The 20,935-nt window shown below is 64.2% G+C and carries 23 protein-coding genes; 11 read left to right on the top strand and 12 right to left on the bottom strand.

Annotated elements, in window-relative coordinates; translation table 11 throughout:
* Positions 1–8: 8 nt before the first annotated feature.
* Complete coding sequence (locus AXW67_RS27830) at positions 9–1,376, bottom strand: IS30 family transposase (protein ID WP_201723621.1); 1,368 nt, start codon at positions 1,374–1,376, stop codon at positions 9–11.
* A 144-nt stretch (positions 1,377–1,520) separates the two neighbouring features.
* Positions 1,521–2,492 (bottom strand): ATP-binding protein, encoded by a 972-nt coding sequence (locus AXW67_RS27825; protein ID WP_063680454.1) that lies wholly within the window; start codon positions 2,490–2,492, stop codon positions 1,521–1,523.
* Between the two features lie 180 nt (positions 2,493–2,672).
* On the opposite strand from AXW67_RS27825, the gene yajC reads away from it, so the two are divergent.
* The 7 genes from yajC (at position 2,673) to AXW67_RS27790 (ending at position 9,035) form a co-directional block, all read left to right on the top strand.
* Positions 2,673–3,029: a preprotein translocase subunit YajC gene (yajC, locus tag AXW67_RS27820; RefSeq protein WP_027550795.1), complete on the top strand. Its 357-nt coding sequence runs from the start codon at positions 2,673–2,675 to the stop codon at positions 3,027–3,029.
* 47 nt (positions 3,030–3,076) lie between these two features.
* Positions 3,077–4,675 (top strand): protein translocase subunit SecD, encoded by a 1,599-nt coding sequence (gene secD, locus AXW67_RS27815; protein WP_063680453.1) that lies wholly within the window; start codon positions 3,077–3,079, stop codon positions 4,673–4,675.
* Between the two features lie 11 nt (positions 4,676–4,686).
* Positions 4,687–5,706: a protein translocase subunit SecF gene (gene secF / locus AXW67_RS27810; protein ID WP_063680452.1), complete on the top strand. Its 1,020-nt coding sequence runs from the start codon at positions 4,687–4,689 to the stop codon at positions 5,704–5,706.
* Positions 5,707–5,766: 60 nt separating this feature from the next.
* The gene (locus AXW67_RS27805; protein WP_063680451.1) at positions 5,767–6,150 is read left to right on the top strand and encodes an Mth938-like domain-containing protein; all 384 of its coding nucleotides are present in this window, start codon (positions 5,767–5,769) and stop codon (positions 6,148–6,150) included.
* Complete coding sequence (locus AXW67_RS27800; protein WP_063680450.1) at positions 6,147–7,010, top strand: phytoene/squalene synthase family protein; 864 nt, start codon at positions 6,147–6,149, stop codon at positions 7,008–7,010. The genes AXW67_RS27805 and AXW67_RS27800 overlap by 4 nt, the downstream gene beginning before the upstream one ends.
* Positions 7,011–7,055: 45 nt before the next feature.
* A complete protein-coding gene (locus AXW67_RS27795; protein ID WP_063680449.1) occupies positions 7,056–8,318 on the top strand; it encodes a threonine ammonia-lyase in 1,263 nt (420 codons plus the stop codon).
* 243 nt (positions 8,319–8,561) lie between these two features.
* Positions 8,562–9,035: a VOC family protein gene (locus tag AXW67_RS27790; protein ID WP_063680448.1), complete on the top strand. Its 474-nt coding sequence runs from the start codon at positions 8,562–8,564 to the stop codon at positions 9,033–9,035.
* A gap of 63 nt (positions 9,036–9,098) precedes the next feature.
* On the opposite strand, the gene AXW67_RS27785 is transcribed toward AXW67_RS27790, so the two are convergent.
* The 5 genes from AXW67_RS27785 to AXW67_RS40995 all read right to left on the bottom strand — a co-directional run bounded on the left by AXW67_RS27785 (position 9,099) and on the right by AXW67_RS40995 (position 14,381).
* Positions 9,099–10,673, bottom strand: coding sequence for a L,D-transpeptidase (locus AXW67_RS27785; protein ID WP_063680447.1), 1,575 nt, complete (start codon positions 10,671–10,673; stop codon positions 9,099–9,101).
* 246 nt (positions 10,674–10,919) lie between these two features.
* Positions 10,920–11,456: a CAP domain-containing protein gene (locus tag AXW67_RS27780; protein ID WP_430648735.1), complete on the bottom strand. Its 537-nt coding sequence runs from the start codon at positions 11,454–11,456 to the stop codon at positions 10,920–10,922.
* Positions 11,457–11,571: 115 nt separating this feature from the next.
* Positions 11,572–12,666, bottom strand: coding sequence for a serine/threonine protein kinase (locus tag AXW67_RS27775; RefSeq protein ID WP_063680476.1), 1,095 nt, complete (start codon positions 12,664–12,666; stop codon positions 11,572–11,574).
* Positions 12,667–12,673: 7 nt separating this feature from the next.
* Complete coding sequence (trmFO, locus tag AXW67_RS27770) at positions 12,674–14,101, bottom strand: methylenetetrahydrofolate--tRNA-(uracil(54)-C(5))-methyltransferase (FADH(2)-oxidizing) TrmFO (protein ID WP_063680475.1); 1,428 nt, start codon at positions 14,099–14,101, stop codon at positions 12,674–12,676.
* A gap of 127 nt (positions 14,102–14,228) precedes the next feature.
* On the bottom strand, positions 14,229–14,381 hold the full coding sequence (locus AXW67_RS40995) for a DUF1127 domain-containing protein (protein ID WP_007590701.1): 153 nt from the start codon (positions 14,379–14,381) through the stop codon (positions 14,229–14,231).
* 700 nt (positions 14,382–15,081) lie between these two features.
* On the opposite strand from AXW67_RS40995, the gene AXW67_RS27765 reads away from it, so the two are divergent.
* Positions 15,082–15,345 (top strand): hypothetical protein, encoded by a 264-nt coding sequence (locus tag AXW67_RS27765; RefSeq protein WP_027550806.1) that lies wholly within the window; start codon positions 15,082–15,084, stop codon positions 15,343–15,345.
* 73 nt (positions 15,346–15,418) lie between these two features.
* Here AXW67_RS27765 and AXW67_RS27760 read toward each other — a convergent pair whose 3' ends face one another.
* Both AXW67_RS27760 and AXW67_RS27755 read right to left on the bottom strand, forming a co-directional pair.
* Positions 15,419–16,243, bottom strand: a complete 825-nt coding sequence (locus AXW67_RS27760; protein ID WP_063680445.1) for a lytic murein transglycosylase — start codon at positions 16,241–16,243, stop codon at positions 15,419–15,421.
* A gap of 135 nt (positions 16,244–16,378) precedes the next feature.
* Positions 16,379–17,287 carry a DUF2189 domain-containing protein gene (locus tag AXW67_RS27755; protein WP_063680444.1) on the bottom strand — a complete coding sequence of 303 codons (909 nt, stop codon included), beginning with the start codon at positions 17,285–17,287 and terminating at the stop codon, positions 16,379–16,381.
* A 333-nt stretch (positions 17,288–17,620) separates the two neighbouring features.
* Here AXW67_RS27755 and AXW67_RS27750 point away from each other — a divergent pair, with 333 nt between their 5' ends.
* Entirely contained in the window at positions 17,621–18,034 is a 414-nt protein-coding gene (locus AXW67_RS27750; protein ID WP_027550809.1) for a DUF3597 domain-containing protein, read from the top strand.
* A gap of 51 nt (positions 18,035–18,085) precedes the next feature.
* Here AXW67_RS27750 and AXW67_RS27745 read toward each other — a convergent pair whose 3' ends face one another.
* Entirely contained in the window at positions 18,086–18,361 is a 276-nt protein-coding gene (locus AXW67_RS27745) for a GNAT family N-acetyltransferase (RefSeq protein ID WP_027550810.1), read from the bottom strand.
* Positions 18,362–18,465: 104 nt separating this feature from the next.
* Between AXW67_RS27745 and AXW67_RS27740 the strand changes: the two genes are divergently transcribed.
* Positions 18,466–19,401, top strand: a complete 936-nt coding sequence (locus tag AXW67_RS27740) for a tetratricopeptide repeat protein (protein ID WP_063680443.1) — start codon at positions 18,466–18,468, stop codon at positions 19,399–19,401.
* Positions 19,402–19,600: 199 nt separating this feature from the next.
* Entirely contained in the window at positions 19,601–19,999 is a 399-nt protein-coding gene (locus AXW67_RS27735) for an SPW repeat domain-containing protein (RefSeq protein WP_063680474.1), read from the top strand.
* Positions 20,000–20,045: 46 nt separating this feature from the next.
* Here the strand turns inward: AXW67_RS27735 and AXW67_RS27730 are convergent, their stop codons facing one another.
* Entirely contained in the window at positions 20,046–20,321 is a 276-nt protein-coding gene (locus AXW67_RS27730) for a GNAT family N-acetyltransferase (protein ID WP_063680442.1), read from the bottom strand.
* A gap of 11 nt (positions 20,322–20,332) precedes the next feature.
* Entirely contained in the window at positions 20,333–20,848 is a 516-nt protein-coding gene (locus AXW67_RS27725) for a DUF3828 domain-containing protein (protein WP_063680441.1), read from the bottom strand.
* Between the last annotated feature and the right edge of the window lie 87 nt (positions 20,849–20,935).

The following is a 20,935-nucleotide window of genomic DNA, read 5'->3' as shown; positions in this document are numbered from 1 at the left end:
GGGCGGATTCAACCGCTCGTCGCAACACTCCGTGTATCGCTCACTCGGAGCAATTCGTCGAGGGTTTCTGCCGGTGTTTTCCAGCCGAGGGTTTTGCGGGGCCTTGTGTTGAGTGCAAGAGCCACGGCCTCCAGATCATCGGCATCGTGCATGCTGAGATCCGTCCCCTTTGGAAAGTACTGGCGCAGCAACCCATTCGTGTTCTCGTTGGTGCCGCGCTGCCACGGGCTGTGAGGGTCGCAAAAGTAGACCTGCACGCCTGCATCGATCTTCAGACGCGCGTGCTGAGCCAGCTCAGCTCCTTGATCCCAGGTTAGAGACCGCCGCAGTCGCTCGGGCATGGTGAAGATTGCGCGGGTGATGGCGTCTCGCACCGCCTCAGCGCCATGTCCGGCGAGTGCAGGTCCATTCTTCACGCGAGCATCCTGTTCCTGACCGGTCATGCGCGGCAAATGCAGCAGAATGGTAAAACGGCTCGTGCGCTCCACCAAAGTGCCGATCGCGGAACTACCGAGGCCCATGATGAGGTCACCTTCCCAGTGACCCGGCACAGCTCGATCGGCAGCTTCCGCCGGACGTTGACTGATCATGATCTCGGAAGGAATGAAGCTTCTGCCTTTGCGGGCGCGCGCCCTCGGCATCCGCAAGGCCCGCCCAGTGCGCAAGCAGGCCGTCAGTTCACGGCGCAAAGCTCCTCGACCCTGCACATAAAGGGCCTGATAAATTGCCTCGTGACTGATGCGCATCGTCTCATCCTCGGGAAAGTCGAGCCGAAGTCGCCGAGAAATCTGTTCCGGGCTCCATGCCGTCGCCCAGCGTCGGTTTTGCCGATGCACCGCCCGGCGGCCCTTCCACACGACCTTCGGGCCAACGAGGAGCGCCCCGTCTGGCTTAGCGATCATACCGGCAAGCCTGTCCTGCACATAATCCCGCAGGGTCGGGTTGATTGCCAACTTCGCAAACTTGGGCCGTCGGGCGGACTGATCAGCATGCCATTGTGCCGTGGTCGCCCGGTACTCTGGAGCGCCATGGCGGCGCGCCACATTGCGACGGAGCTCACGGGAGATCGTGCATGGAGGCCGGCCGAGCTGACGAGCGATGGCTCGCACCCCATGCCCCTGCGCGCGCAAGATGGCAATCTCCTCACGTTCGGCGAACGACAGGTAGCGCTCCGACCGAGGTTTGGACGATCGCGACAAATGTGTTGGCGGCATACCGCCCGCCCTCCGGAACCAGCGTACTCCGACCGACGGCGACACCCCGGCCTCAACCGCAGCATCCCCGCTCGATCGCCCCAAGGCAATCGCAGTCCAGAACGGTCTATAATCTTCTCGTAGGACCTCTCGGGGACGATCTGTCCGCACACGCTTCTCCATCGCAACCTCTTTTGCTCGAGTGTTGCGACGAGCGGTTGAATCCGCCCAGTATTCCAGAGCGTGACTGGATGCGGATCAGCCGCAGCGTACTGGATTCCCCGCTTTCGCGGGAAACGACAGTTGGGCACGAGGCGAAATCTCACGCTACTTCGCGGCCAGCTTCACACCCAGTCGCCCAGCGAGCTCCTGTACGAACTGCCAGGCGACACGGCCCGAGCGCGAGCCGCGCGTCGTCGACCATTCCAGCGCCTCGCGCTCCAGCGCTTCGTCGTCGATTTTGATGCCGAAATGGCTGCAATAGCCGCGCACCATCGCGAGGTATTCGTCCTGGCTGCAACGGTGGAAGCCGAGCCAGAGGCCGAAGCGATCCGACAGCGAAACCTTCTCCTCGACCGCTTCGCCGGGATTGATCGCGGTCGAGCGCTCGTTCTCGATCATCTCGCGCGCGAGCAGATGGCGGCGGTTGGAGGTGGCATAGAGGATGACGTTCTCGGGCCGGCCTTCGATGCCGCCTTCGAGCACCGCCTTGAGCGACTTGTACGAGGCATCATTGCCGTCGAAGGAGAGGTCGTCGCAGAACACGATGAAGTTGAAGGAGGAGGCCCGAAGCCGCTCCATCAGCGCCGGCAGGCTCTCGATGTCCTCGCGGTGGATCTCGATCAGCTTCAGTCTGTCTGCGGCCTTGCGGTCGGCATTGATGCTGGCATGGGCGGCCTTCACGAGCGACGACTTGCCCATGCCGCGCGCGCCCCAGAGCAGCGCATTGTTGGCGGGCAGGCCGTTGGCGAAGCGCTCGGTGTTCTCCATCAGGATGTCGCGCATCCGATCGACACCCTTCAAGAGGAAGAGCTCGACGCGGCTGACCCGCGGCACCGCCGAGAGGCGGCCGTCCGGGTGCCAGACGAAGGCATCCGCCCGCTCGAACGAATCGGGCGCCGCGTCAGGCGTCGCCTGGGCGGAGAGGTGCGTCGCAATGGTCTCCAGCGCGCGGACGATGCGCTCCTGGGAGAGGTCGACGGGGGCTGCCGTGGGGCGTTTTGCCGCGATGCGGGCGGGCTTTCGGGCAGGGGTCTTGGGGCCTTTGCCGGCCGGGCTTTTGCTTGGTTTTCTGGGCATGTCCGAAGTTCCTGAGAACGCAGCCTTATCGGGCCTGAACGCCCGCCGCAAGGTGGCCAAATCGACGGTCTGGCAGCGTTGCAATTGGGGCGGTGGCCGCTATAGTCCGCGCGAATTTGACCGAACCGGTCGCCTGAAGGGCCTGACCGGCTTTCCCCCGTTCTCACGAGGATCGTCCGAATGTTGATTACCCCTGCGTATGCCCAGGCTGCGGGCGCCGGCGACACCAACAGCATGTTGATGTCGCTGCTGCCGTTCGCCCTGATCTTCGTGATCATGTACTTCCTGATTCTGCGTCCGCAGCAGAAGAAGGTGCGCGACCATGCCGAGCTCGTGAAGAACATCCGCCGCGGCGACACCGTGGTCACGTCGGGCGGCCTCGTCGGCAAGGTCACCAAGGTCGTCGACGACGACCAGATCGAGTTCGAGATTTCCGATGGCGTGCGCGTTCGGCAGATGCGCCAGATGATCTCCGGCGTACGCGCCAAGGGCGAGCCGGCCAAGGAAAGCGCCAAGGACGATACCTCGGCAAGCTGAGCGCTCGTGCGAGCCTCAAGAGTCTCCTGATCTGACAGGTCCAGTCGATGTTGTATTTCACGCGGTGGAAGGCGCTGGGGATTATCCTGACAGCGCTGATCGTGTGCCTCTGCGCGGTCCCGAACTTCTTCCCCGAGGCGCAGGTCAAGACCTGGCCCGCCTGGGCCCAGCGCCGGCTTGTGCTCGGCCTCGACCTGCAGGGCGGTTCCTATCTGCTGCTGGAGGTGGACTCCAACTACATCAAGAAGCAGAAGCTCGACCAGATTCGCGACGACGTCCGCCGCGTGCTGCGCGACAACAAGATCGGCTATACCGGGCTTGTGACCAAGGGCGATGCGGTCGAGGTCCGAGTCAAGGATACCGATGCAACGACCGCGCTGGAGAAGGTTCGCGAGCTGTCACAGCCGCTGGGTGGATTGCTCGGTTCCAGCGGACAGCGCAGCCTGGAAGTCTCGGACGCCGGAGGTGGCTTGATCCGGTTGACAGTACCTGAGGCGGCCGTCACCGACCGGATCAGGCAGACCATCGAGCAATCGATTCAGATCGTCGAGAAGCGCGTCAACGAGCTCGGCACCGTCGAGCCGGTGATTCAGCGGCAGGGTACCGATCGCATCCTGGTGCAGGTGCCAGGCCTGCAGGATCCGACCCGACTGAAGGCCATTCTCGGCCAGACCGCGAAAATGGAATTCCGGATGGTCGACACCTCCGTGCCGCCCGATCAGGCGCAGCAGGGCAGGGTGCCGCCGGAATCCGAGCTCCTGATGAGCGCGTCACCGCCGCCGACCCCCTATGTTGTCAAGAAGCAGGTCCTGGTCGCGGGCGGCGACCTGACCGACGCCCAGGCGGCGTTCGACCAGCGCACGGGCGAGCCGATCGTCAGCTTCAAGTTCAATACATCAGGTGCGCGCAAATTCGCGCAGGCCACGACTGACAACGTCGGGCTACCCTTTGCGATCGTGCTCGACAACAAGGTGATCTCGGCGCCCGTCATCCGCGAGCCGATCACCGGTGGTCAGGGCCAGATCTCCGGCAATTTCACCGTGCAGTCGGCCAATGACCTCGCGATCCTGCTGCGCGCCGGTGCGCTACCGGCGCCGTTGACGGTGATCGAAGAGCGCACCGTCGGTCCGGGCCTCGGCCAGGACTCGATCGAGAAGGGCGAGCTTGCCGCCTATGTGGGCTCGATCCTGGTTATCGTGTTCATGCTGTTGACTTACCGGCTGTTCGGCGTGTTCGCCAACATCGCGGTGGCGATCAACGTCGCCATGATCTTCGGCCTGTTGTCGCTGCTCAACGCCACGCTGACGCTGCCCGGCATTGCCGGCATCGTGCTCACCGTCGGTATCGCGGTCGATTCCAACGTGCTGATCTATGAGCGCATCCGCGAGGAGCTGCGCGGCGGCCGCAACGCGATCTCGGCGATCGACGCCGGCTTCAAGCGGGCGCTTGCCACCATCCTCGACTCCAACATCACGACCTTCATTGCCGCTGCGGTGCTGTTCTACATCGGCACCGGACCGGTGCGCGGCTTCGCCGTGACGCTCGGCATCGGCATCATCACCACGGTGTTCACCGCCTTCACGCTGACCCGGCTGATCGTGGCCTGGTGGGTGCGGTGGAAGCGGCCGCAGAGCGTGCCGATCTAGGAGCTAAGACCGTGACTCACTACGTTCTCATCGGGCTTGGCATCCTGATTGCCATTCTTACCGTGGTTGCCGCGCTCGGCTTGCTGCCGTCGCTGCGCATCGTCCCCGACAACACGCATTTCGACTTCACGCGCTTCCGCCGCATCAGCTTCCCGATCTCGGCGGTGCTGTCGATCGTCGCCATCACGCTGTTCTTCACCCACGGCCTGAATTTCGGCATCGACTTCCGCGGCGGCACGCTGCTCGAGGTGCAGGCCAAATCCGGCACGGCCGACATTGCCGCGATGCGTACGACGCTGGATGCCTTGGGTCTCGGCGAAGTCCAGTTGCAGCAGTTCGGCGGCCCCGAAAACGTCCTGATCCGCGTCGCGGAGCAGCCGGGCGGCGACGCCGCCCAGCAGGAAGCCGTGCAGAAGGTCCGTGGTGCGCTCGGCGATTCCGTCGAATATCGCCGCGTCGAGGTGGTGGGTCCGCGCGTCTCCGGCGAGCTCCTGGCCTTCGGCATGCTCGGCCTGATGCTCGCGATCGTCGCGATCCTGATCTATCTCTGGTTCCGCTTCGAATGGCAGTTCGCGCTTGGCGCCATGATCGCCAACGTGCACGACATCGTGTTGACGATCGGCTTCATGTCGATCAGCCAGGTCGATTTCGACCTGACCAGCATCGCCGCGCTTCTGACCATTCTCGGCTATTCGTTGAACGACACGGTCGTGATCTACGATCGCATCCGTGAAATGCTGCGGCGGTACAAGAAGATGCCGATGCCGCAGCTTCTCAACGAGTCCATCAACTCGACGCTGTCGCGCTCGATCATCACCCACGTCACCGTGACGCTGGCGCTGCTTGCGCTGCTCCTGTTCGGCGGCCATGCCATCCACAGCTTCACCGCGGTGATGATGTTCGGCGTGGTGCTGGTCGGCACCTACACCTCGATCTTCATCGCTGCGCCGATCCTGATCTATCTCGGCGTCGGCACGCATCGCGAGGATGCTGCGGATACGGCTACGCCGGCGAAGAAAAGCCGGCCATGATCCGAACCGCGCGCCCTCGCACGAGTTTGCGAGGGCAGTAGGCCAATTCGGACGAAGCTCATGACCGGCGATCCCAACGCTCCGCATTTCCCGCGCTCGGCGCCGATCGAGGCCTATGGCAAGGGCGGCTTCGCCTTTGCCGGCATGTCGCATCGCGGCTCGCTACTTTGCCTGCCTGATGCGATCTGGGCCTGGGATGTGATGGATCCCGCAAAGATCGACCGCTATTCGCTCGACCGGGTCTTCACGGCTGCCAACAGCATCGACACGCTTCTGATCGGAACCGGAACCGGCCTCTGGCTGCCGCCGCCGGAGCTGCGTCAGGCGTTGAAAGCGGTGAGGGTGGTGCTGGACACGATGCAGACCGGGCCCGCCGTGCGCACCTACAACATCATGATCGGTGAACGTCGGCGCGTCGCGGCTGCCTTGATCGCCGTGCCATGAGCAGCACTGAGGCTCCTGCCGACGCGGCCGCCTTCTGCGCAGATCTCGTGCGCAGCCACGACTTTCCGCGCTATGCCGCAACTCTGTTCATGCCCGCCGCCGAGCGCCGCGCCCTGCTTGCGCTCTACGCCTTCAATGTCGAGATCATCCGCGTACGCGACCAGGTGAGCCAGCCCTTGCCCGGCGAGATCCGCCTGCAATGGTGGACCGACATGCTCGCGGGCCAGGCCCATGGCAGCGCCGAGGGCAATCCGGTGGCGGCCGAGCTGCTGCGCGCGATCCACGATTTCGAGCTGCCGGTCGAACCGTTGTCGCTGCTGGTCGATGAGCACCAGTTCGATCTCTACAACGATCCGATGCCGACCATGGCGGCCCTGGAAGGCTATCTGGATGCGACCTGCTCAGTACTATTCACGCTGGCGGCCCGGATCGTGGCGCCGCCGTCGGCGGCGATCGAGCATCTGGCACGTCATGCTGGGCTCGCCCAGGGCATCGTGCTGGTCGTGGCCAACCTGCCGCGCGATGCCGCGCGCCGGCAATTGTTCCTGCCGCGGCAGATTCTGGACAGCCATGGCTGCCGCATGGAGGATGTGTTCGCCGGCAAGCAGACGCCCAGCCTGCGCGCCGTTCTGGATGAACTCTGCAATGAAGCCCGGCAGCATCTTGCAACGGCCTCGTCGCTGCTCGCTGAGCTCCCGCCATCGGTGCGATCTGTGTTTCTGCCGCTCAGCCAGGCGCGTGCCGACCTGAAGCGGCTGTCGCGGGCGGATCGCAATCCCTTCACGCCGGCCCCATCGTCGCGATTGCGCACGCTGTGGACGCTTTGGCGGGCCTCGCGGTCACGTGAATTTACCAAGTAGGGCTTGGCTTATCGCCCGGGTCACCCAAATGCTCTATGCTGTCCCATGGCTGAGTTGCCCCAAACCGCATCCGCTGCGACCGTCGATCCGGTCGATCTGACCGGCCTTCCGGTTGCGCCGGCCGATATCCGCGCCGCGGCCGACATCATTCGGGGCGCCGTCGTCGAAACGCCCTGCAACTACAGCCGCACGCTGAGCAGCATTTGCGGCTGCGACCTCTGGCTCAAATTCGAGAACCTGCAGTTCACCTCCTCGTTCAAGGAGCGCGGTGCTCTCAACCGGCTCACGGCACTGACGCCGGAGGAGCGCGTGCGCGGCGTGATCGCGATGTCGGCGGGCAACCACGCGCAAGGTGTCGCCTATCATGCCAAGCGGCTCGGCATTCCCGCCACCATCGTGATGCCGGTCGGCACGCCGATGGTGAAGGTCGAGAACACCAGGCACCACGGTGCCGAGGTGATCGTCACTGGCGCGACGCTGGAGGAGTCCGCGGCGTTTGCGCGCGGCCATGGCGAGGCCCGCGGCATGATATTCGTCCATCCCTATGATGATCCGTTGGTCATCGCGGGGCAGGGCACGGTCGGGCTGGAAATGCTAAGGGCGGTGCCGGAGCTAGATATGCTGGTCGTCCCGATCGGCGGCGGTGGCCTGATCAGCGGCATTGCGATTGCGGCGAAATCGCTCAAGCCCTCATTGCGGATATTGGGCGTCGAGGCTTGGCTCTATCCCTCGATGTACAACGCGATTCACGAAGGCAACTTGCCCGCGCGTGGCGACACGCTGGCCGAGGGCATCGCGGTGAAATCGCCCGGCAAGATCACCACAGAGATCGTCCGCCGTCTCGTCGACGATATCGCGCTCGTGAATGAAGCCGAGCTCGAGCGTGCGGTTGCGACCCTGATCTCGATCGAAAAGACGGTGGTGGAGGGCGCCGGCGCCGCTGGCCTTGCCGCGATCATGTCCGATCCGTCTCGCTTTGCCGGCCAGAAGGTTGGGCTGGTCCTGAGCGGCGGTAACATCGACACGCGGCTGATCGCGTCCGTCCTGACCCGCGAGCTCGCGCGCGAGGGACGGCTGACTCAGTTGTCGCTCGATATTCCGGATCGGCCGGGCCAGCTGGCTGCGGTGGCTGCACTGCTCGCCGAGGCGGGCGCCAACATCATCGAGGTCTCGCACCAGCGGACGTTTTCCGACCTGCCGGCCAAGGCGACGCTGCTGCAACTGGTCATCGAGACGCGCGACAGCGCGCATCTCGATGAAGTCATGGCGAAGCTCAGCGCATCCGGATTGAGTGCGCGCTGCACCTGAGCGGCAGGACGCCCGGGAACCTCGTATCAAGCGCGGACGTTCGAGGCAGAGGCTCGAGCGGCCGCCTCTGTTTCCAACGTAAGCAGTGCAACTGCGGCAGTTGGCCGCCCGTGGTGGCAGCCAGGCGAGGGAAGTTCTAAGCTGGCGCACGCATGGGGAGTGGGCGCGACTTAGAACCGAGACTTAGAACCGAGACTTGGAACCGAGACTTGGAACTGAGACTTGGAACTGAAAGGACCTGCGATGGCGAAGAACACGATTTGCCTCTGGTACGACAAGGATGCCGAAGCTGCTGCCCGCTTCTACGCCGAGACGTTTCCCGACAGCGCAGTGCACGCCGTCCACCGCGCGCCCAGCGACTATCCTTCAGGCAAGGCCGGCGATGTGCTGACGGTCCATTTCACCGTTGCCGGCGTTGTGTGTCTCGGCCTCAACGGCGGCCCTGTGTTCAAGCACAACGAGGCCTTCTCGTTCCAGATCGCCACTGACGATCAGGAGGAGACCGACCGCTACTGGAGCGCCATCGTGGGCAATGGCGGGCAGGAAAGCGCGTGCGGCTGGTGCAAGGACAAATGGGGCATTTCCTGGCAGATCACGCCACGTGTGCTCACAGAGGCGCTGGCGGCCGGCGGAGCTGAAGCGAAGCGCGCATTTAATGCGATGATGGGTATGACAAAGATCGACGTCGCCGCGATCAAGGCGGCGCGGCGCGGTTGACGCCACGGGCGCTTGAACTCCTACGCCGATCGAGACGGTGTGCTCGCGATCGAGCGCGCCGTCTTACCACCAGCCCCGCTGCATCGGCTGCATTGGTTGCATCGGCTGATAGTACTGGTACTGGCCGCTGCGGCGGCGCGGATTGACAGGTTGCGGATTCGGATCGCGCTGCTGGAAGAAGAACCCGAAGCCGCCGTTGTCCCCCCAACCGGCGTCGTCGCTCGCAACGGCCATCGGGGCCGTCGGCTTGCGCGTGATGAAGCCGCCCTGCGGCTGGTTGCTCAGCACCGCGACGAACTCGGTGCGATAGTTGGTCTCCTTGCTCAGCGGCTCGTCTGAGATGATGATCGACGAGCGCGGCATGGCGGTCGGGGCGATGCGATCCAGCACATCCTGCGGGATTGTGATCCGGTCGAGCGCGTCCTTGGCGTCGTCGCCATTGTCGATCGTGACCACGCTCCAGCGCAGACCGGCATCGTTCTTCGCCATCGCCGTGAAGATGTGCGTGCCGAGCGGCTGGTCGGGATTGCGGATAGTGACGGGAACTTCGATGCTGGTATCGAACACCTCGCCGCCGCCGTCCGGCGCCGGCTTGTGCGTGTTGCGCCGCACGTAAACCTTCTGCGCGGCACGGCTGATGTAGACCGAGACCGGCTCGAGCGCGAGCTTCGCCTCGGTCGCCGCCTTGACGGCATCGGCCTTCTTCGTCGCTGCTTCCTTGACGGCCTCCTTGGTGGCCGCGGCGGTGTCGCGCTTCGGCTGCGCATCGGTCTTGGCGGCGTCGAACTGCGTTGCTGCATCCGCAGCTTTGGTGGCGGCCTTCTGCTTCAGCTCCTCGGCCTTTGTCCGGGCCTGATCCGTCTTTGCGGTCGTGAGCGCCTTGTCGGCGTAGGCGAGCTCGGCGTCAGCGCGCGCCTTCAGCCGTTCCAGATTGCGCAGCGTCGCCGGAAGCGCTGCGGCCTCGCGTGCCGCCGCAGCGGCAGCCTTCTTCGTCTCGTCGGCGGCCCGGGTGGCCTCCTCGGCCTCGCGGGAGAGCTTGTCGGCGCGCGCAGGGGCCGCCGCAATGGCCTCCTTCTTCGGCACGAATAGCGCGGGGTGGGAGAAATCGACCGGGGCCGCATCGTTTGGCGAGATGATCACCCGCATCCCGATGTTCGTCTTCTCGAACAGATTTTCCGCGAAGCCATAGGGCATCCGCACGCAGCCGTGCGAGGCCGCATAGCCGGGCAGCGGGCCGCCATGCAGCGCGATGCCGTTCCAGGTGATGCGCTGCATGTTGGGCATCCAGGCATCGTCATACATGGTCGAGTGGTGGTCCTTGTCCTTCTCGATGACGGCGAAGACGCCGGCCGGCGTCTCGCGTCCGGTCGTGCCGGTCGACACCGGGGCACGAAGGATCCAGCCGTCGGCGTCGTAGAAGGTGACTCTCTGGCTCTGGATCGACACGATCGCCATGATCGGCTCGCCGGCCTCGCGCGGCGCCGTCGCCTCGACAGCGGCCGCGGGGCGCACCTGCTTGGCCCCGGCGCCTGCGGTCTGCGCCGTCAGTGCGATCATCGCCGCGAGCGTGACAATGCCCGGAGAGCCCCAACGCCGGATCGCCGTGGTGGATTGCGCCGCCGTCAACCGATCTGCCATGCCATTCCTCGAAATGCCTATCCGCGCCTGCGTCGATCAGATGTCAGCTTGCGACACTCGGATTAACGAACCTGCCGCCATCAACGCCGCCAACTCGCTTCTGGCGGCATTTCGGTGGCAAATTCCTCATATATGACAGCCTGCGTCTGAGGAAGGGTGGCTCGCACCTGGAGCTGGTGGTCCCAAACTGGTGGTCGATTTGCCGCAGGTGGTCTTTCGCTTTGCAGCGAACGGCGCCAGCTGGCCTCAAATGCACAGACTGAGCAGCTTGATGTGACAGCTATCGGTTTTGGGCCGGCTTGGGGAGGGGACCTCACGCTTCACGGCAACGAGGGGTTCCTTGTCCTTTTTGCCCTTGCCCGGCTTCGGCTCGTAATCGCCTGCAATCACCATGGCCCAGTAGGTGCGCTTACCGCTGGCGTTCCTGGCGCTCGCGATCCCGACGCGGGATGCGTTGTGCAGCAGCAGGTTCTTGCGGTGCCCGGAGGAGTCGATCCACTGACCGAGCGTCTTCTCGAAAGTGTCGTAGCCGTAGGCGATGTTCTCGGCAGCGCGACCCGCATGCGCCGGCGCGACCCGCCTGGTGAACGGACCGAGGGCGTCGTGGCTGAGATCATCCTTTGTCGCCATCGCACGGGCCTGCTCCATCGCGATGCGGTCGAGGGTTGCGTCACGGACGACGCGGGCCTCGCCATGCTTGACACGGAAGCTGGAGATCTGTTCGGCCGGGGACTCCGCGGCGATCGCGGGCGCGGCGGCCAACAGCATAAGGCCGGCGACCATTCCGCCAGCCACACGACCGGTTATCCTCCCCCAAATATCCATTCCCCACCAAGCGACCGCAATACCCGGGTCGGTTGTCCATCGGCAATGTGGAGGCTTCAAGGCGCACTCCAGGCTAGCTTGCTGGCAGGTCCGCCTCGAAATTGAAGCGATCGCGCAGGTTTTTGCGCTGCTCCAGGATGTCCTTGAGGAAGGCGCGGTCCTGGTCGTTCTTCATCATCGGCTCGATCAGGTCGACCTGGTTCATGGCGACCAGTTGCAGGATCTCGGTGCGCGGCTTGCCGCTGATATCGCGCGGCAGCGCATGCACGACCTGGATGTGTTCCGGGGGCTTTGGTCCCTTGGCGGCGGTCAGCTCGCTGCGAAGCTGGCCCTCGAGCGCGGCCTGGTCGGCCTCGACGAAGGCATAGAGCCCGACGCCCGAGCGGCGGTCCGCGAAGGCGACGATCGCGGTGTCGCGTACGGCCGGATTCTTGCGGATCAGGGCGGCCAGCACCGGCGCGTCGTTGACCAGCCGGCGGCCGCCGCCCTCGCGGTCGGTGAAGTTGAACAGGCCGCGCGTGATGGCGCGGTAGACCTTCTTGCCGGTGGCGAGCCACAGGCTAGCGGCGAAGGATTTTTTCGCGAGGATCTTGCGCTCCCGCGGCGTCAGCGCATCCGGAGCATAGGAGCGCTTGTGCTTGAGGAGATGCCGGAGGTCCTCATAGGCGAGGATGCGATAGAGCCGGCCACGGTTCTTGAAGCAGGCGGCGAGCTGGAAATCGGTCACGTAGGCGCGGCCGTCGCGGCCGACCAGCCAGTTCTGCTCCTTGGCGAGGTCGTTGTGGCAGATGCCGGCACGGCGCAGCCGGCGCAGCGCCGCTTTGGCCGAGCGGAAATAGGCGAGGTCGCCATGCGGCTTTGCCAGATGCAGCGCGACGCCATCGACGAAGCCGCGGACCAACGCGCGGCGGCCGGCCCACAAGAGTTCGGGGCCGACGTTCAGGCCTTTGGCGAGCGCCAGCGCATGCTTCTCGCGCGCGAACAGATGCCGCGCCAAGAGGAACGACCACCACGGCACTTCATCGAGCCGGCGCAGGACGGCCTCGACCTCGCCGGCATCGCCGCGGAAGCGGCCACGCTCGACGGTCGAGAACACGTCGCGCTTGAGCAGCACGCCGTCGGTCCAGCGCGCCGACAGCAGTGCGGCGTCTTCTTTTGAGAGGCTCATCGAAGGCTCACGCCGCTGCGGCAATGTGCAGGTGATCGGCGATCCAGCGATCGAGATCCGCGAGCGCGCGCGCGCTCAACGCCTGCTTCTTGGCCACTGTCTTCTCGTTGCCGCGCAGGCGCGTGCCGTCGGGCTTCTTCGTTGGCGCGCTTGCGAGCGGCGGGAACAGGCCGAAATTGATATTCATCGGCTGGAACGAGCGCGTGCCCGCTTCGATGGTCTCGATGTGCCCGCCGGTTATGTGGCCGAGCAGCGATCCCAGCGCCGTCGTGGCCGGCGGGCTCGCGAGTGTTTCTCCGCGCGCGGCCGCTGCCGCATAGAGGCCGGCGATCAGGCCGACGCTGGCGGACTCCACATAGCCTTCGCAGCCTGTCATCTGGCCGGCAAAGCGCAGCCGCGGCTGTGCGCGCAGGCGGAGCTGGCCGTCGAGCAGCTTGGGCGAGTTCAGGAAGGTGTTGCGGTGCAAGCCGCCGAGCCGGGCGAATTCGGCTTTCTCGAGGCCGGGAATGGCGCGGAAGATGCGCTGTTGCTCGCCGTACTTCAACTTCGTCTGGAAGCCGACGATGTTGTAGAGCGTGCCGAGCTTGTTGTCCTGGCGAAGCTGCACGATCGCGTAGGCTTTTGTGGTGGGATCGTGCGGATTGGTGAGGCCGACCGGCTTCATCGGGCCGTAGCGCAGCGTCTCGGGCCCGCGCTCCGCCATCACCTCGATCGGCAGGCAGCCGTCGAAATAGGGCGTGTTGGTCTCCCACTCCTTGAACTCGGTCTTTTCGCCCGCGAGCAGCGCGGCGACGAAGCCGTCATACTGGTCCTTCGTCATCGGGCAGTTGATGTAGTCGGCGCCGTTGCCGCCGGGACCGACCTTGTCGTAGCGCGACTGGAACCAGGCCACCGTCATGTCGATGGAGTCGCGGTGCACGATCGGCGCGATCGCATCGAAGAAGGCGAGCGCGTTCTCGTCGGTCAGTTCGCGAATGGCGTCGGCCAGCGGCGCAGAGGTGAGGGGGCCGGTCGCAACGATCACATTGCCCCACTCGGCCGGGGGCAGGCCCGCGATCTCGCCGCGGGCAATCTCGATCAGAGGATGGTCGTCAAGCGCCTTGGTGACGGCGGCCGAGAAGCCGTCGCGATCGACCGCCAGCGCGCCGCCTGCCGGCACCTGGTTGGCGTCGGCGGCACGCATGATCAGCGAGCCGAGGCGGCGCATCTCGGCGTGGATCAGTCCGACGGCGTTGTTGGCGGCATCGTCGGAGCGGAACGAGTTCGAGCAGACGAGCTCAGCAAGCCCGTCGGTGCGGTGCGCCTCGGTCATGCGGGTCGGCCGCATCTCGTGCAGCACGACGGGGATGCCGGATTTGGCCACCTGCCAGGCGGCCTCCGAGCCGGCTAGCCCAGCGCCGATCACGTGCACAGTGTTGGATTGGGATCCTGTCATGGGCGGGAGAGGTAGCGCTTTTCGGCGGCCGTTGGAATCGCCGAGATCGAGTTTTCTGCCTTTCAGATACGACAACGCCCGCACAAGGCGGGCGCTATCGGTTCGTCCGGTAAGGGCTGAAGCGGTATCAGCCCTGATATTGACCGGCGGCAACGCGCGGGATGTCCGAGCGATCGAGGCCGATGTCGGCCAGTTCGCGATCGCTGAGCTGGGACAGCTCGGCAACATTGCGCTGATAGTCCCGGAACGCCTGGATCATGCGGATGAGCGAGAGCAGCATAGTAGTCTCCTGTAGTTCGATTCAGCCCTTGACCTGAGCGTCATCGTTGAAATGAATATAGATGGGAGTGTTGCAGTGCGGAAGTTCCGATGTTGCGATGCAGCTAAGCGAAGAACGCATAGCGTGAGTAAGAGACGATTAACCTCTCGGCGAGCCTGCCCAAGAGGTGGGCGGGATTACCTGCAGTCGGCAACAAACATCCGTGAAATCACGGACTTATGACCGTATCTGCGGTTCCATTGAAACTGGAGATAGGTCGCGCAGCGGTCGTCCGCAAGCCAGACTGGATAGCTTCTAGACCCAAGTGACGCATGCGCGAATCGCATGTTTCGGGAACTTTTCATGTGAATATTAATTCAATTCTTTGATTGAGAATCGATCGATGCATCTGAAGCCGATCGTCGGTACTTTGCACGGAGCCCGATGGCTCGCGCTTGGTCCCTCGAAAGGTCGTCGTCGATCTCAGGCCGTTTGCAGGCGCGGCTGCTACGCTGGACGCACGCCGAGCGTGTACGGTCTGATTACGAAGTTGTAATGAAAATCAGAAAATTCGCATGCGGCTCTGCGCCGCGCGCAACATCACGCAATTCTCGCGGGGAATTTATTGCGGCAAGTTGCCGCGTCCGGAGGAAAGTCATGCCGCAGATTCCGGCAATGTCGTCGGTTCTGTGTTCAAGAATAAGAGAAGGAAAGTAACATCATGACGAAGTTACTCGGGGTTATCGCAATTGCTGCCGTTGCCTTTGCCGTCGCGCCGGCTCAAGCCGCCAAACACGCCGCGGGTGGGTGCAGCTCGGCCAATCTGGAGCACACGGAGACCGCCATCGAGAACATGGCTGATGGCGACAGCAAGTTCGTCGCCCAGAAGGAGATCGCAGCCGCTCAGGACTCGCTGCTCAACGGCAAAATGGGTGCGTGCGGTGCGCACCTGAACAAGGCGATGCGCGCCACCACGGGTAAGTAAACGCTCGAAGAGGGCCGGTCGCGATGCGATCGGCCCTGCTTTTTGTTCAGGACGTCTTTGTTCAGGACTTGTTTTAAGGAGCGCGCGCGAGCTGGGCGGCGAAGTAGGCCACTGTCTTGGCGTAGACCTCGCTCTTATTCCACTGCTGCAGCACCGCGAAGTTCGGGCTGCCCGGTTGCCAATCCTTGCCGCGCTGCCAGCCATAGCCGGCCAGATAATTGGCGGTGGAGGCGAGTACGTCGGGCGCGTTGTGCAGCAGGTCGCGCTTGCCATTGCCGTCGAAGTCGACGGCATATTTCATCCAGGACGATGGCATGAATTGGGTCTGGCCGATCTCGCCGGCCCAGGCACCGCGCATCTCGGCTGGCGCCAGATCGCCGCGCTGGACGATGCGCAGCGCATCCATCAGCTCGCCCCGAAACTGTTCGGCGCGCCGGCAGTCATAGGCGAGCGTGGCGAGCGAACGTATCGTCGGAAACTTGCCGGTGTTGACGCCGAAATCGGTCTCGAGCCCCCAGATCGCGACCAGCACCTCGCCCGGCACGCCATACGTCTGCTCGATGCGGGAGAGCACCGAGCCATACTGCTTCATCATGTTGGAGCCGCGCTGCAGGCGCGGCGGCACCATCCGGCCGGAAAATTCCTCAAAGGTCTGGCTGAAGACCTTTTGCGAGCGGTCGCGACTGAGCACGGCCTGATCGGGCGTCACGCCGGCAAGCCCCGCAGTGATGGCTTGCTGCGAGATGCCTTTGGCGGCTGCTTCGGTTTTGAAATCAGCAAGCCAGGCGTCGAAATTGCCGGACCCGCATGTGGTCGCGGCCAGCGCAGGTTCGGCTGAGACGATTGACGCGGCGAGGGTGAAAGCTACGAGAGCAAGACGAGAAATCGTCGGGGTCATTCGAAAGAATTCATTCCGTGAAGTGGTATGACCGGCGGGCGGGAATGTCGGTGGTAACCGCGGCCAAAGCAAGGCCTATGAAGATGATCCGATCCTGCCCGGCATGCGGGCAGGATCGAGTGTTGCTGCATGTTACTAGGCTTCTGTGTCATTCCGCCAGGGGAAGAGGTTGGCGGGGAAGTCCGCTGCCGGCTTGCGCGGGCGATGCGGCGGTGGCGGCACCGGCCGTGCATCGGGATCCGACACGATCACCTTGCGGTAGAGGTGCCAGGTGGCGTGGCCGAGCAGGGGGATGACCACGGCGAGACCCAGGAAGGCGGGAATCGTGCCGAGCGCCAGCAACACCGCCACGACCAGGCCCCAGGCCAACATCGGCACCGGGTTCTTGGCGACGACGCGAAGCGAGGTGACCATCGCCTCCAGCGCACCGGCGTGCCGGTCGAGCATCAGCGGGAACGACACGGCGCTGATGCAGAGCGCGGCCAGCGCGAAGACGAAGCCTATGCCGCAGCCGACCACGATCAGCCACCAGCCTTGCTGCGTCGTCAGCACGCGCCTCGCGAAATCCGAGATTCCGGTCACGCCCTCATAGCCGAAGGCGGCAACATAGATCGCCTGCGCGGTCGCGACCCAGGTCACGAACAGAGCGAGCAGCAGCGTGCCGAGACCGAGCATGGCGCCGAAGGAGGGCGAGCGCAGCACCTCCATGGCATCCCAGGCGCTGGCTTCTTCACCGCGTTCGCGCCGGCTGCTGAGCTCGTAGAGCCCGAGGGCCGCGAACGGGCCGATCAGGGCGAAGCCCGCGGCGAGGGGAAACAGCAGCGGCAGCACCGAATGGCCCATCACCACGCGGGCGAGCACGAGGCCCAGCACCGGATAGATCACGCAGAGGACGATGGCGTGACTCGGAACCGCCTTGAAATCCTCCCAGCCGCGCTTGAGCGCATCGTGCAGATCGGACAGTTCGATGGTTCGGATCACAGGTCCAGCCGCATCCGCGCTCTGGGCCATCGTGGGGACATTGCCCTGGGATAGTGTGGCCATGGTCGCTAACTCCCTTGCCATGCGTCCGCATCCGGCGCCGGCAACGGCGCAAGCGGCCGCTCTTCTTGAATTTTCGCGACCCCGGCCAGACGCGAATTTCCGGATGGCATCGCGAGCTGAACGCAAAAGCTACTCCCAATTCCGAGTCCTGTCCCTCACGCTTGGGTGAAATTCGATGTCGCAGTGCAACCTCGAATGTGTCATTCGGTCGTCATTTCGCCGCAGATAAGCTCATGCTTGGCGGTTCGCAGAACTCGCCGGGCGCGACGCAGAAACTTCGTCTATAAGTGCCAACTTGAGGCCCTTCCAACGGATCCTTTTCGGGGAACAGACATGAGCATTTTCGGAAAAATCATGAGCGCGATCTTCGGCAGCCAACCGGCTTCCGCCGCGCCCCCCGGTGGCGCAGCTTCGGGCGGCGCGTCCGCAGGGGCCGCGCCGAGCGGATCGGCGCCATCGTCCGCGCCGGCTGGCGCGCCCATGGCAACCGTGGACGTCGCCGCGATCGTCGACAAGGCTGCCGCCGCCCACAAGGGCGAGAAGCTGGAGTGGCGTACCTCGATCGTCGACCTCATGAAGGCGCTCGACATCGATTCGAGCCTGGCCGCCCGCAAGGATCTCGCCAAGGAGCTCGGCTACACCGGCGACATGAACGACTCGGCCAGCATGAATGTCTGGCTGCACAAGCAGGTGATGTCCAAGCTCGCCGCCAATGGCGGCAAGCTGCCGCCGGAGATCAAGCACTAAGCGGCACCGCCGTCGCAGCAGGGGCCCGCGATGTCGCGGGTCCTTTTGCTTTCAGGCGACGAGATCGGCATCCTCCGGATGCCTGTCGAGATAGTCGGCGACGAAGCCGCAGCCCGCGATCACCTTCTTGCCGTCGCGGCGGATCAATTCCAGCGCGCCCTTGATCAGTTCGGAAGCGATCCCGCGGCCGCGCAGCGCGCGCGGCGTCTCGGTGTGGGTGATGATCACGGCCGACGGCGTCAGCCGATAATTGGCGAAGGCGACCTCGCTGCCGATGTCGAGCTCAAAGCGGCTGCTGTCCTTGTTGTCGCGTATCGATGCCGCCATGCGAGATCCTTTCGAAGCCGAGCTTGCTCCGTGATCTAGGCGCCTGAACCCGCCCTTGCCAAGGCGCGACCAAGGAAGGTTGCCGCAGGGGAGATATCCGAAAAATGCGTGTCCCGATCAGTCTCATGGCCGTGCTTGCCGCGCTCGTCGCTGCCCTGCCGGTGCCGGCCTCGGCCGAAGGCGGTCCGGCCTGGGAGGCCTGCGTGGGACTGACCAGCACGCCGGAGGAGCGGGTCAAGGCTTGCTCGACGGTAATCGACACCAGGAGCGAGAGCGGCCGCAGGCTCGCCGGCGCCTATTGCAATCGCGGCCATGGCCTCACTGAGAAGCGCGAACTCGACGCTGCGCTGTCCGACCTCGACGAGGCGGTCAGGCTTGCTCCGGACTACGCTTGCGCCTTCAACAATCGCGGCCGCGTCTTCTCCTTCAAGCGCGACTATGATCGCGCCATCGCCGACTACGACGAGGCGATCAAGCTCGATCCGTCGCTGGCGCTTGCCTACAGCAACCGCGGCGAGTCGCGCTACAACAAGGGCGATCTCGACGGCGCCTTTGCCGATTTCAGCGCTGCCATCAAGCTCGATCCCAACTATGCCACGGCCTATACCAATCGCGGCCTAGTCTATTACCGCAAGCGCGACATGGCGCATGCGCTGGCCGACTACACGATGCGGATCAAGCTGGCGCCCGGCCTGCTCGCCTATATCGACCGCGGCAACGTCTATCGCGATAGCGAGCAGCTCGACCGCGCCGCCGCCGATTACGGCGAGGCGATCCGGATCGCTCCGACCAACGCGCGCGGCTGGCGCAATCGCGGCATGATCCGGCTCTACCAGGGCGATAACAAAGGCGGGCTCGCCGACTACGACATGGCGCTGCAATACGATCCGTCCGACGTGTTCTCCTGGAACAATCGCGGTCAGGCCAGGATGCGACTTGGTGACAAGCAGGGCGCCATCGCCGATTTCAGGAAGGCGCTTGAGCTGCGTCCAGGCCTGCCGATGGCGCGCGAGGCGCTCCAGAAGCTTGGGGCCGGATAGCCGCAGTGCGGCATGGGTGTCGACCAGCGAGCATCGCGCGGGGACCGCAAATAATCCTCGACATCGCTCTTGCAAGTTCCACGGGGGTTCCCACGTCCTTTGAAAGACATACGCCCGAATGCGGCCGGCAGGGACGCTAGACATTCGGAGTGTCATGATCGCCAGCCGCAGACGTATGCCTCTGTTGGAGGAGGGTACGATGTCGGACTTTGGTTTCTTGAAAACTCATCGAACATGGGAAGACTGGTGCGGGATGCTGCTCGGCGCGCTGATCGTCGCGTCGCCATGGTTTCCCGTCCAGGACCAGCCGGCGATCGTCTCAAATCAGATGGTGATCCTGAATTCGGTCGCCGTCGGCCTGGTCGTGTTTGGCATCAGCCAGCTCGAATATGTCGCGCTGCAGCGCTGGCAGGAGATAACGACGATCCTGGTCGGACTGTGGCTCATCGCCTCGCCCTATGTCCTCGGCTATTCCGGTGAAGGCTTTCTCCGCATCTACCACACGAGCCTCGGCGCGGTGGTGGTGCTGCTCGGCGTGCTCCAGCTATGGCAGGACTGGGACATAAGCGACCAGGACCTGCTCAAGCATGGGCAATAAGCCGTAGATATCGGCAGGCCCGCCCTGCTACAGCGGGCCTGCGCTCTCATTTCTTCAGAAGGTCCGTATAGTCCGGATGCTTGTCGATCCATGCCTTCACGAACGGGCATTGCGCGATGACCTTCAGGCCTGCGGTGCGGACTTGGTCGAGTGCGCCCTTGACGAGTTTCGAGCCGATGCCCTTGCCGCCGAGTTCGGCCGGCACCTCGGTGTGGACGAAGGTGATGACGTCTCCGTCGAGCCTGTAGTAGGTCGCGGCGATATGGCCTTCGACATCGAGCTCGTAGCGGTTGTGGGCCTTGTTGTTGATGACGTCGCTCATGTCGTCTCCGCTCAACTCTTCAGCGAGTCCGTCAGCATCTTGCGGATCGACCAGGCCTCGCCATCGGAGGAGCCCTTGATGTCGTCGATCTTCCAGCTGTTGGCCTCACGCACGAAATCATAACGCACGATCTGGTCGGCAGGTTTGCGGTCGTTGCGATGGCCGGTGATGGTCACCGCGACCGTAGCCTTGTCGGCCTCCATCTTCTCGGCGTCAACCTTGAACGATTTCACGTCCGGTTCCTGCGAATTGGTGACGGGATCGAAATCGACCGGACCGACGTCGCCCTTGGGCGTATGCGCATCGGCCTTGGCCCACAGCGCGACCAGCGCTTTGGAGAGATATTTGGCCTTGGCCGCCTTGTTCTCGACGACGAAGGCGCCGCCGCCATCCCCCTTGCCCTTGGCTGCGCGGGTGTAGATCGCAGTCAGGATCGCCACGGGATCGGTTGGCGCGGGCGTCTGTGCGAGGGCCGGGTTGATGCTGGCGAGGAGGGAGGCGGCAATGAGGCTACGGCGGGTGAGCATGGAATTCCCTTGAGATGATGGCGCACAAGGATAGACCGGAGCGGGCTATGTCAGCGCGTATCTCTGTAGACCAAAGCGGAGGCAGTT

It is taken from the genome of Bradyrhizobium neotropicale (assembly GCF_001641695.1).
GTDB classification, from domain to species: domain Bacteria; phylum Pseudomonadota; class Alphaproteobacteria; order Rhizobiales; family Xanthobacteraceae; genus Bradyrhizobium; species Bradyrhizobium neotropicale.
Note: the sequence above shows the minus strand (reverse complement) of the source record. Positions and strands in the feature narration are given on the sequence as shown.

Coding starts and splice junctions, on each gene's coding strand:
- AXW67_RS27830 (WP_201723621.1), bottom strand. CDS start 1,376: ATGGAGAAGCGTGTGCGGACAGATCGTCCCCGAGAGGTCCTACGAGAA.
- AXW67_RS27825 (WP_063680454.1), bottom strand. CDS start 2,492: ATGCCCAGAAAACCAAGCAAAAGCCCGGCCGGCAAAGGCCCCAAGACC.
- yajC (WP_027550795.1), top strand. CDS start 2,673: ATGTTGATTACCCCTGCGTATGCCCAGGCTGCGGGCGCCGGCGACACC.
- secD (WP_063680453.1), top strand. CDS start 3,077: ATGTTGTATTTCACGCGGTGGAAGGCGCTGGGGATTATCCTGACAGCG.
- AXW67_RS27805 (WP_063680451.1), top strand. CDS start 5,767: ATGACCGGCGATCCCAACGCTCCGCATTTCCCGCGCTCGGCGCCGATC.
- AXW67_RS27800 (WP_063680450.1), top strand. CDS start 6,147: ATGAGCAGCACTGAGGCTCCTGCCGACGCGGCCGCCTTCTGCGCAGAT.
- AXW67_RS27795 (WP_063680449.1), top strand. CDS start 7,056: ATGGCTGAGTTGCCCCAAACCGCATCCGCTGCGACCGTCGATCCGGTC.
- AXW67_RS27790 (WP_063680448.1), top strand. CDS start 8,562: ATGGCGAAGAACACGATTTGCCTCTGGTACGACAAGGATGCCGAAGCT.
- AXW67_RS27785 (WP_063680447.1), bottom strand. CDS start 10,673: ATGGCAGATCGGTTGACGGCGGCGCAATCCACCACGGCGATCCGGCGT.
- AXW67_RS27780 (WP_430648735.1), bottom strand. CDS start 11,456: ATGGTCGCCGGCCTTATGCTGTTGGCCGCCGCGCCCGCGATCGCCGCG.
- AXW67_RS27775 (WP_063680476.1), bottom strand. CDS start 12,666: ATGAGCCTCTCAAAAGAAGACGCCGCACTGCTGTCGGCGCGCTGGACC.
- trmFO (WP_063680475.1), bottom strand. CDS start 14,101: ATGACAGGATCCCAATCCAACACTGTGCACGTGATCGGCGCTGGGCTA.
- AXW67_RS40995 (WP_007590701.1), bottom strand. CDS start 14,381: ATGCTGCTCTCGCTCATCCGCATGATCCAGGCGTTCCGGGACTATCAG.
- AXW67_RS27765 (WP_027550806.1), top strand. CDS start 15,082: ATGACGAAGTTACTCGGGGTTATCGCAATTGCTGCCGTTGCCTTTGCC.
- AXW67_RS27760 (WP_063680445.1), bottom strand. CDS start 16,243: ATGACCCCGACGATTTCTCGTCTTGCTCTCGTAGCTTTCACCCTCGCC.
- AXW67_RS27755 (WP_063680444.1), bottom strand. CDS start 17,287: ATGGCCACACTATCCCAGGGCAATGTCCCCACGATGGCCCAGAGCGCG.
- AXW67_RS27750 (WP_027550809.1), top strand. CDS start 17,621: ATGAGCATTTTCGGAAAAATCATGAGCGCGATCTTCGGCAGCCAACCG.
- AXW67_RS27745 (WP_027550810.1), bottom strand. CDS start 18,361: ATGGCGGCATCGATACGCGACAACAAGGACAGCAGCCGCTTTGAGCTC.
- AXW67_RS27740 (WP_063680443.1), top strand. CDS start 18,466: ATGCGTGTCCCGATCAGTCTCATGGCCGTGCTTGCCGCGCTCGTCGCT.
- AXW67_RS27735 (WP_063680474.1), top strand. CDS start 19,601: ATGTCGGACTTTGGTTTCTTGAAAACTCATCGAACATGGGAAGACTGG.
- AXW67_RS27730 (WP_063680442.1), bottom strand. CDS start 20,321: ATGAGCGACGTCATCAACAACAAGGCCCACAACCGCTACGAGCTCGAT.
- AXW67_RS27725 (WP_063680441.1), bottom strand. CDS start 20,848: ATGCTCACCCGCCGTAGCCTCATTGCCGCCTCCCTCCTCGCCAGCATC.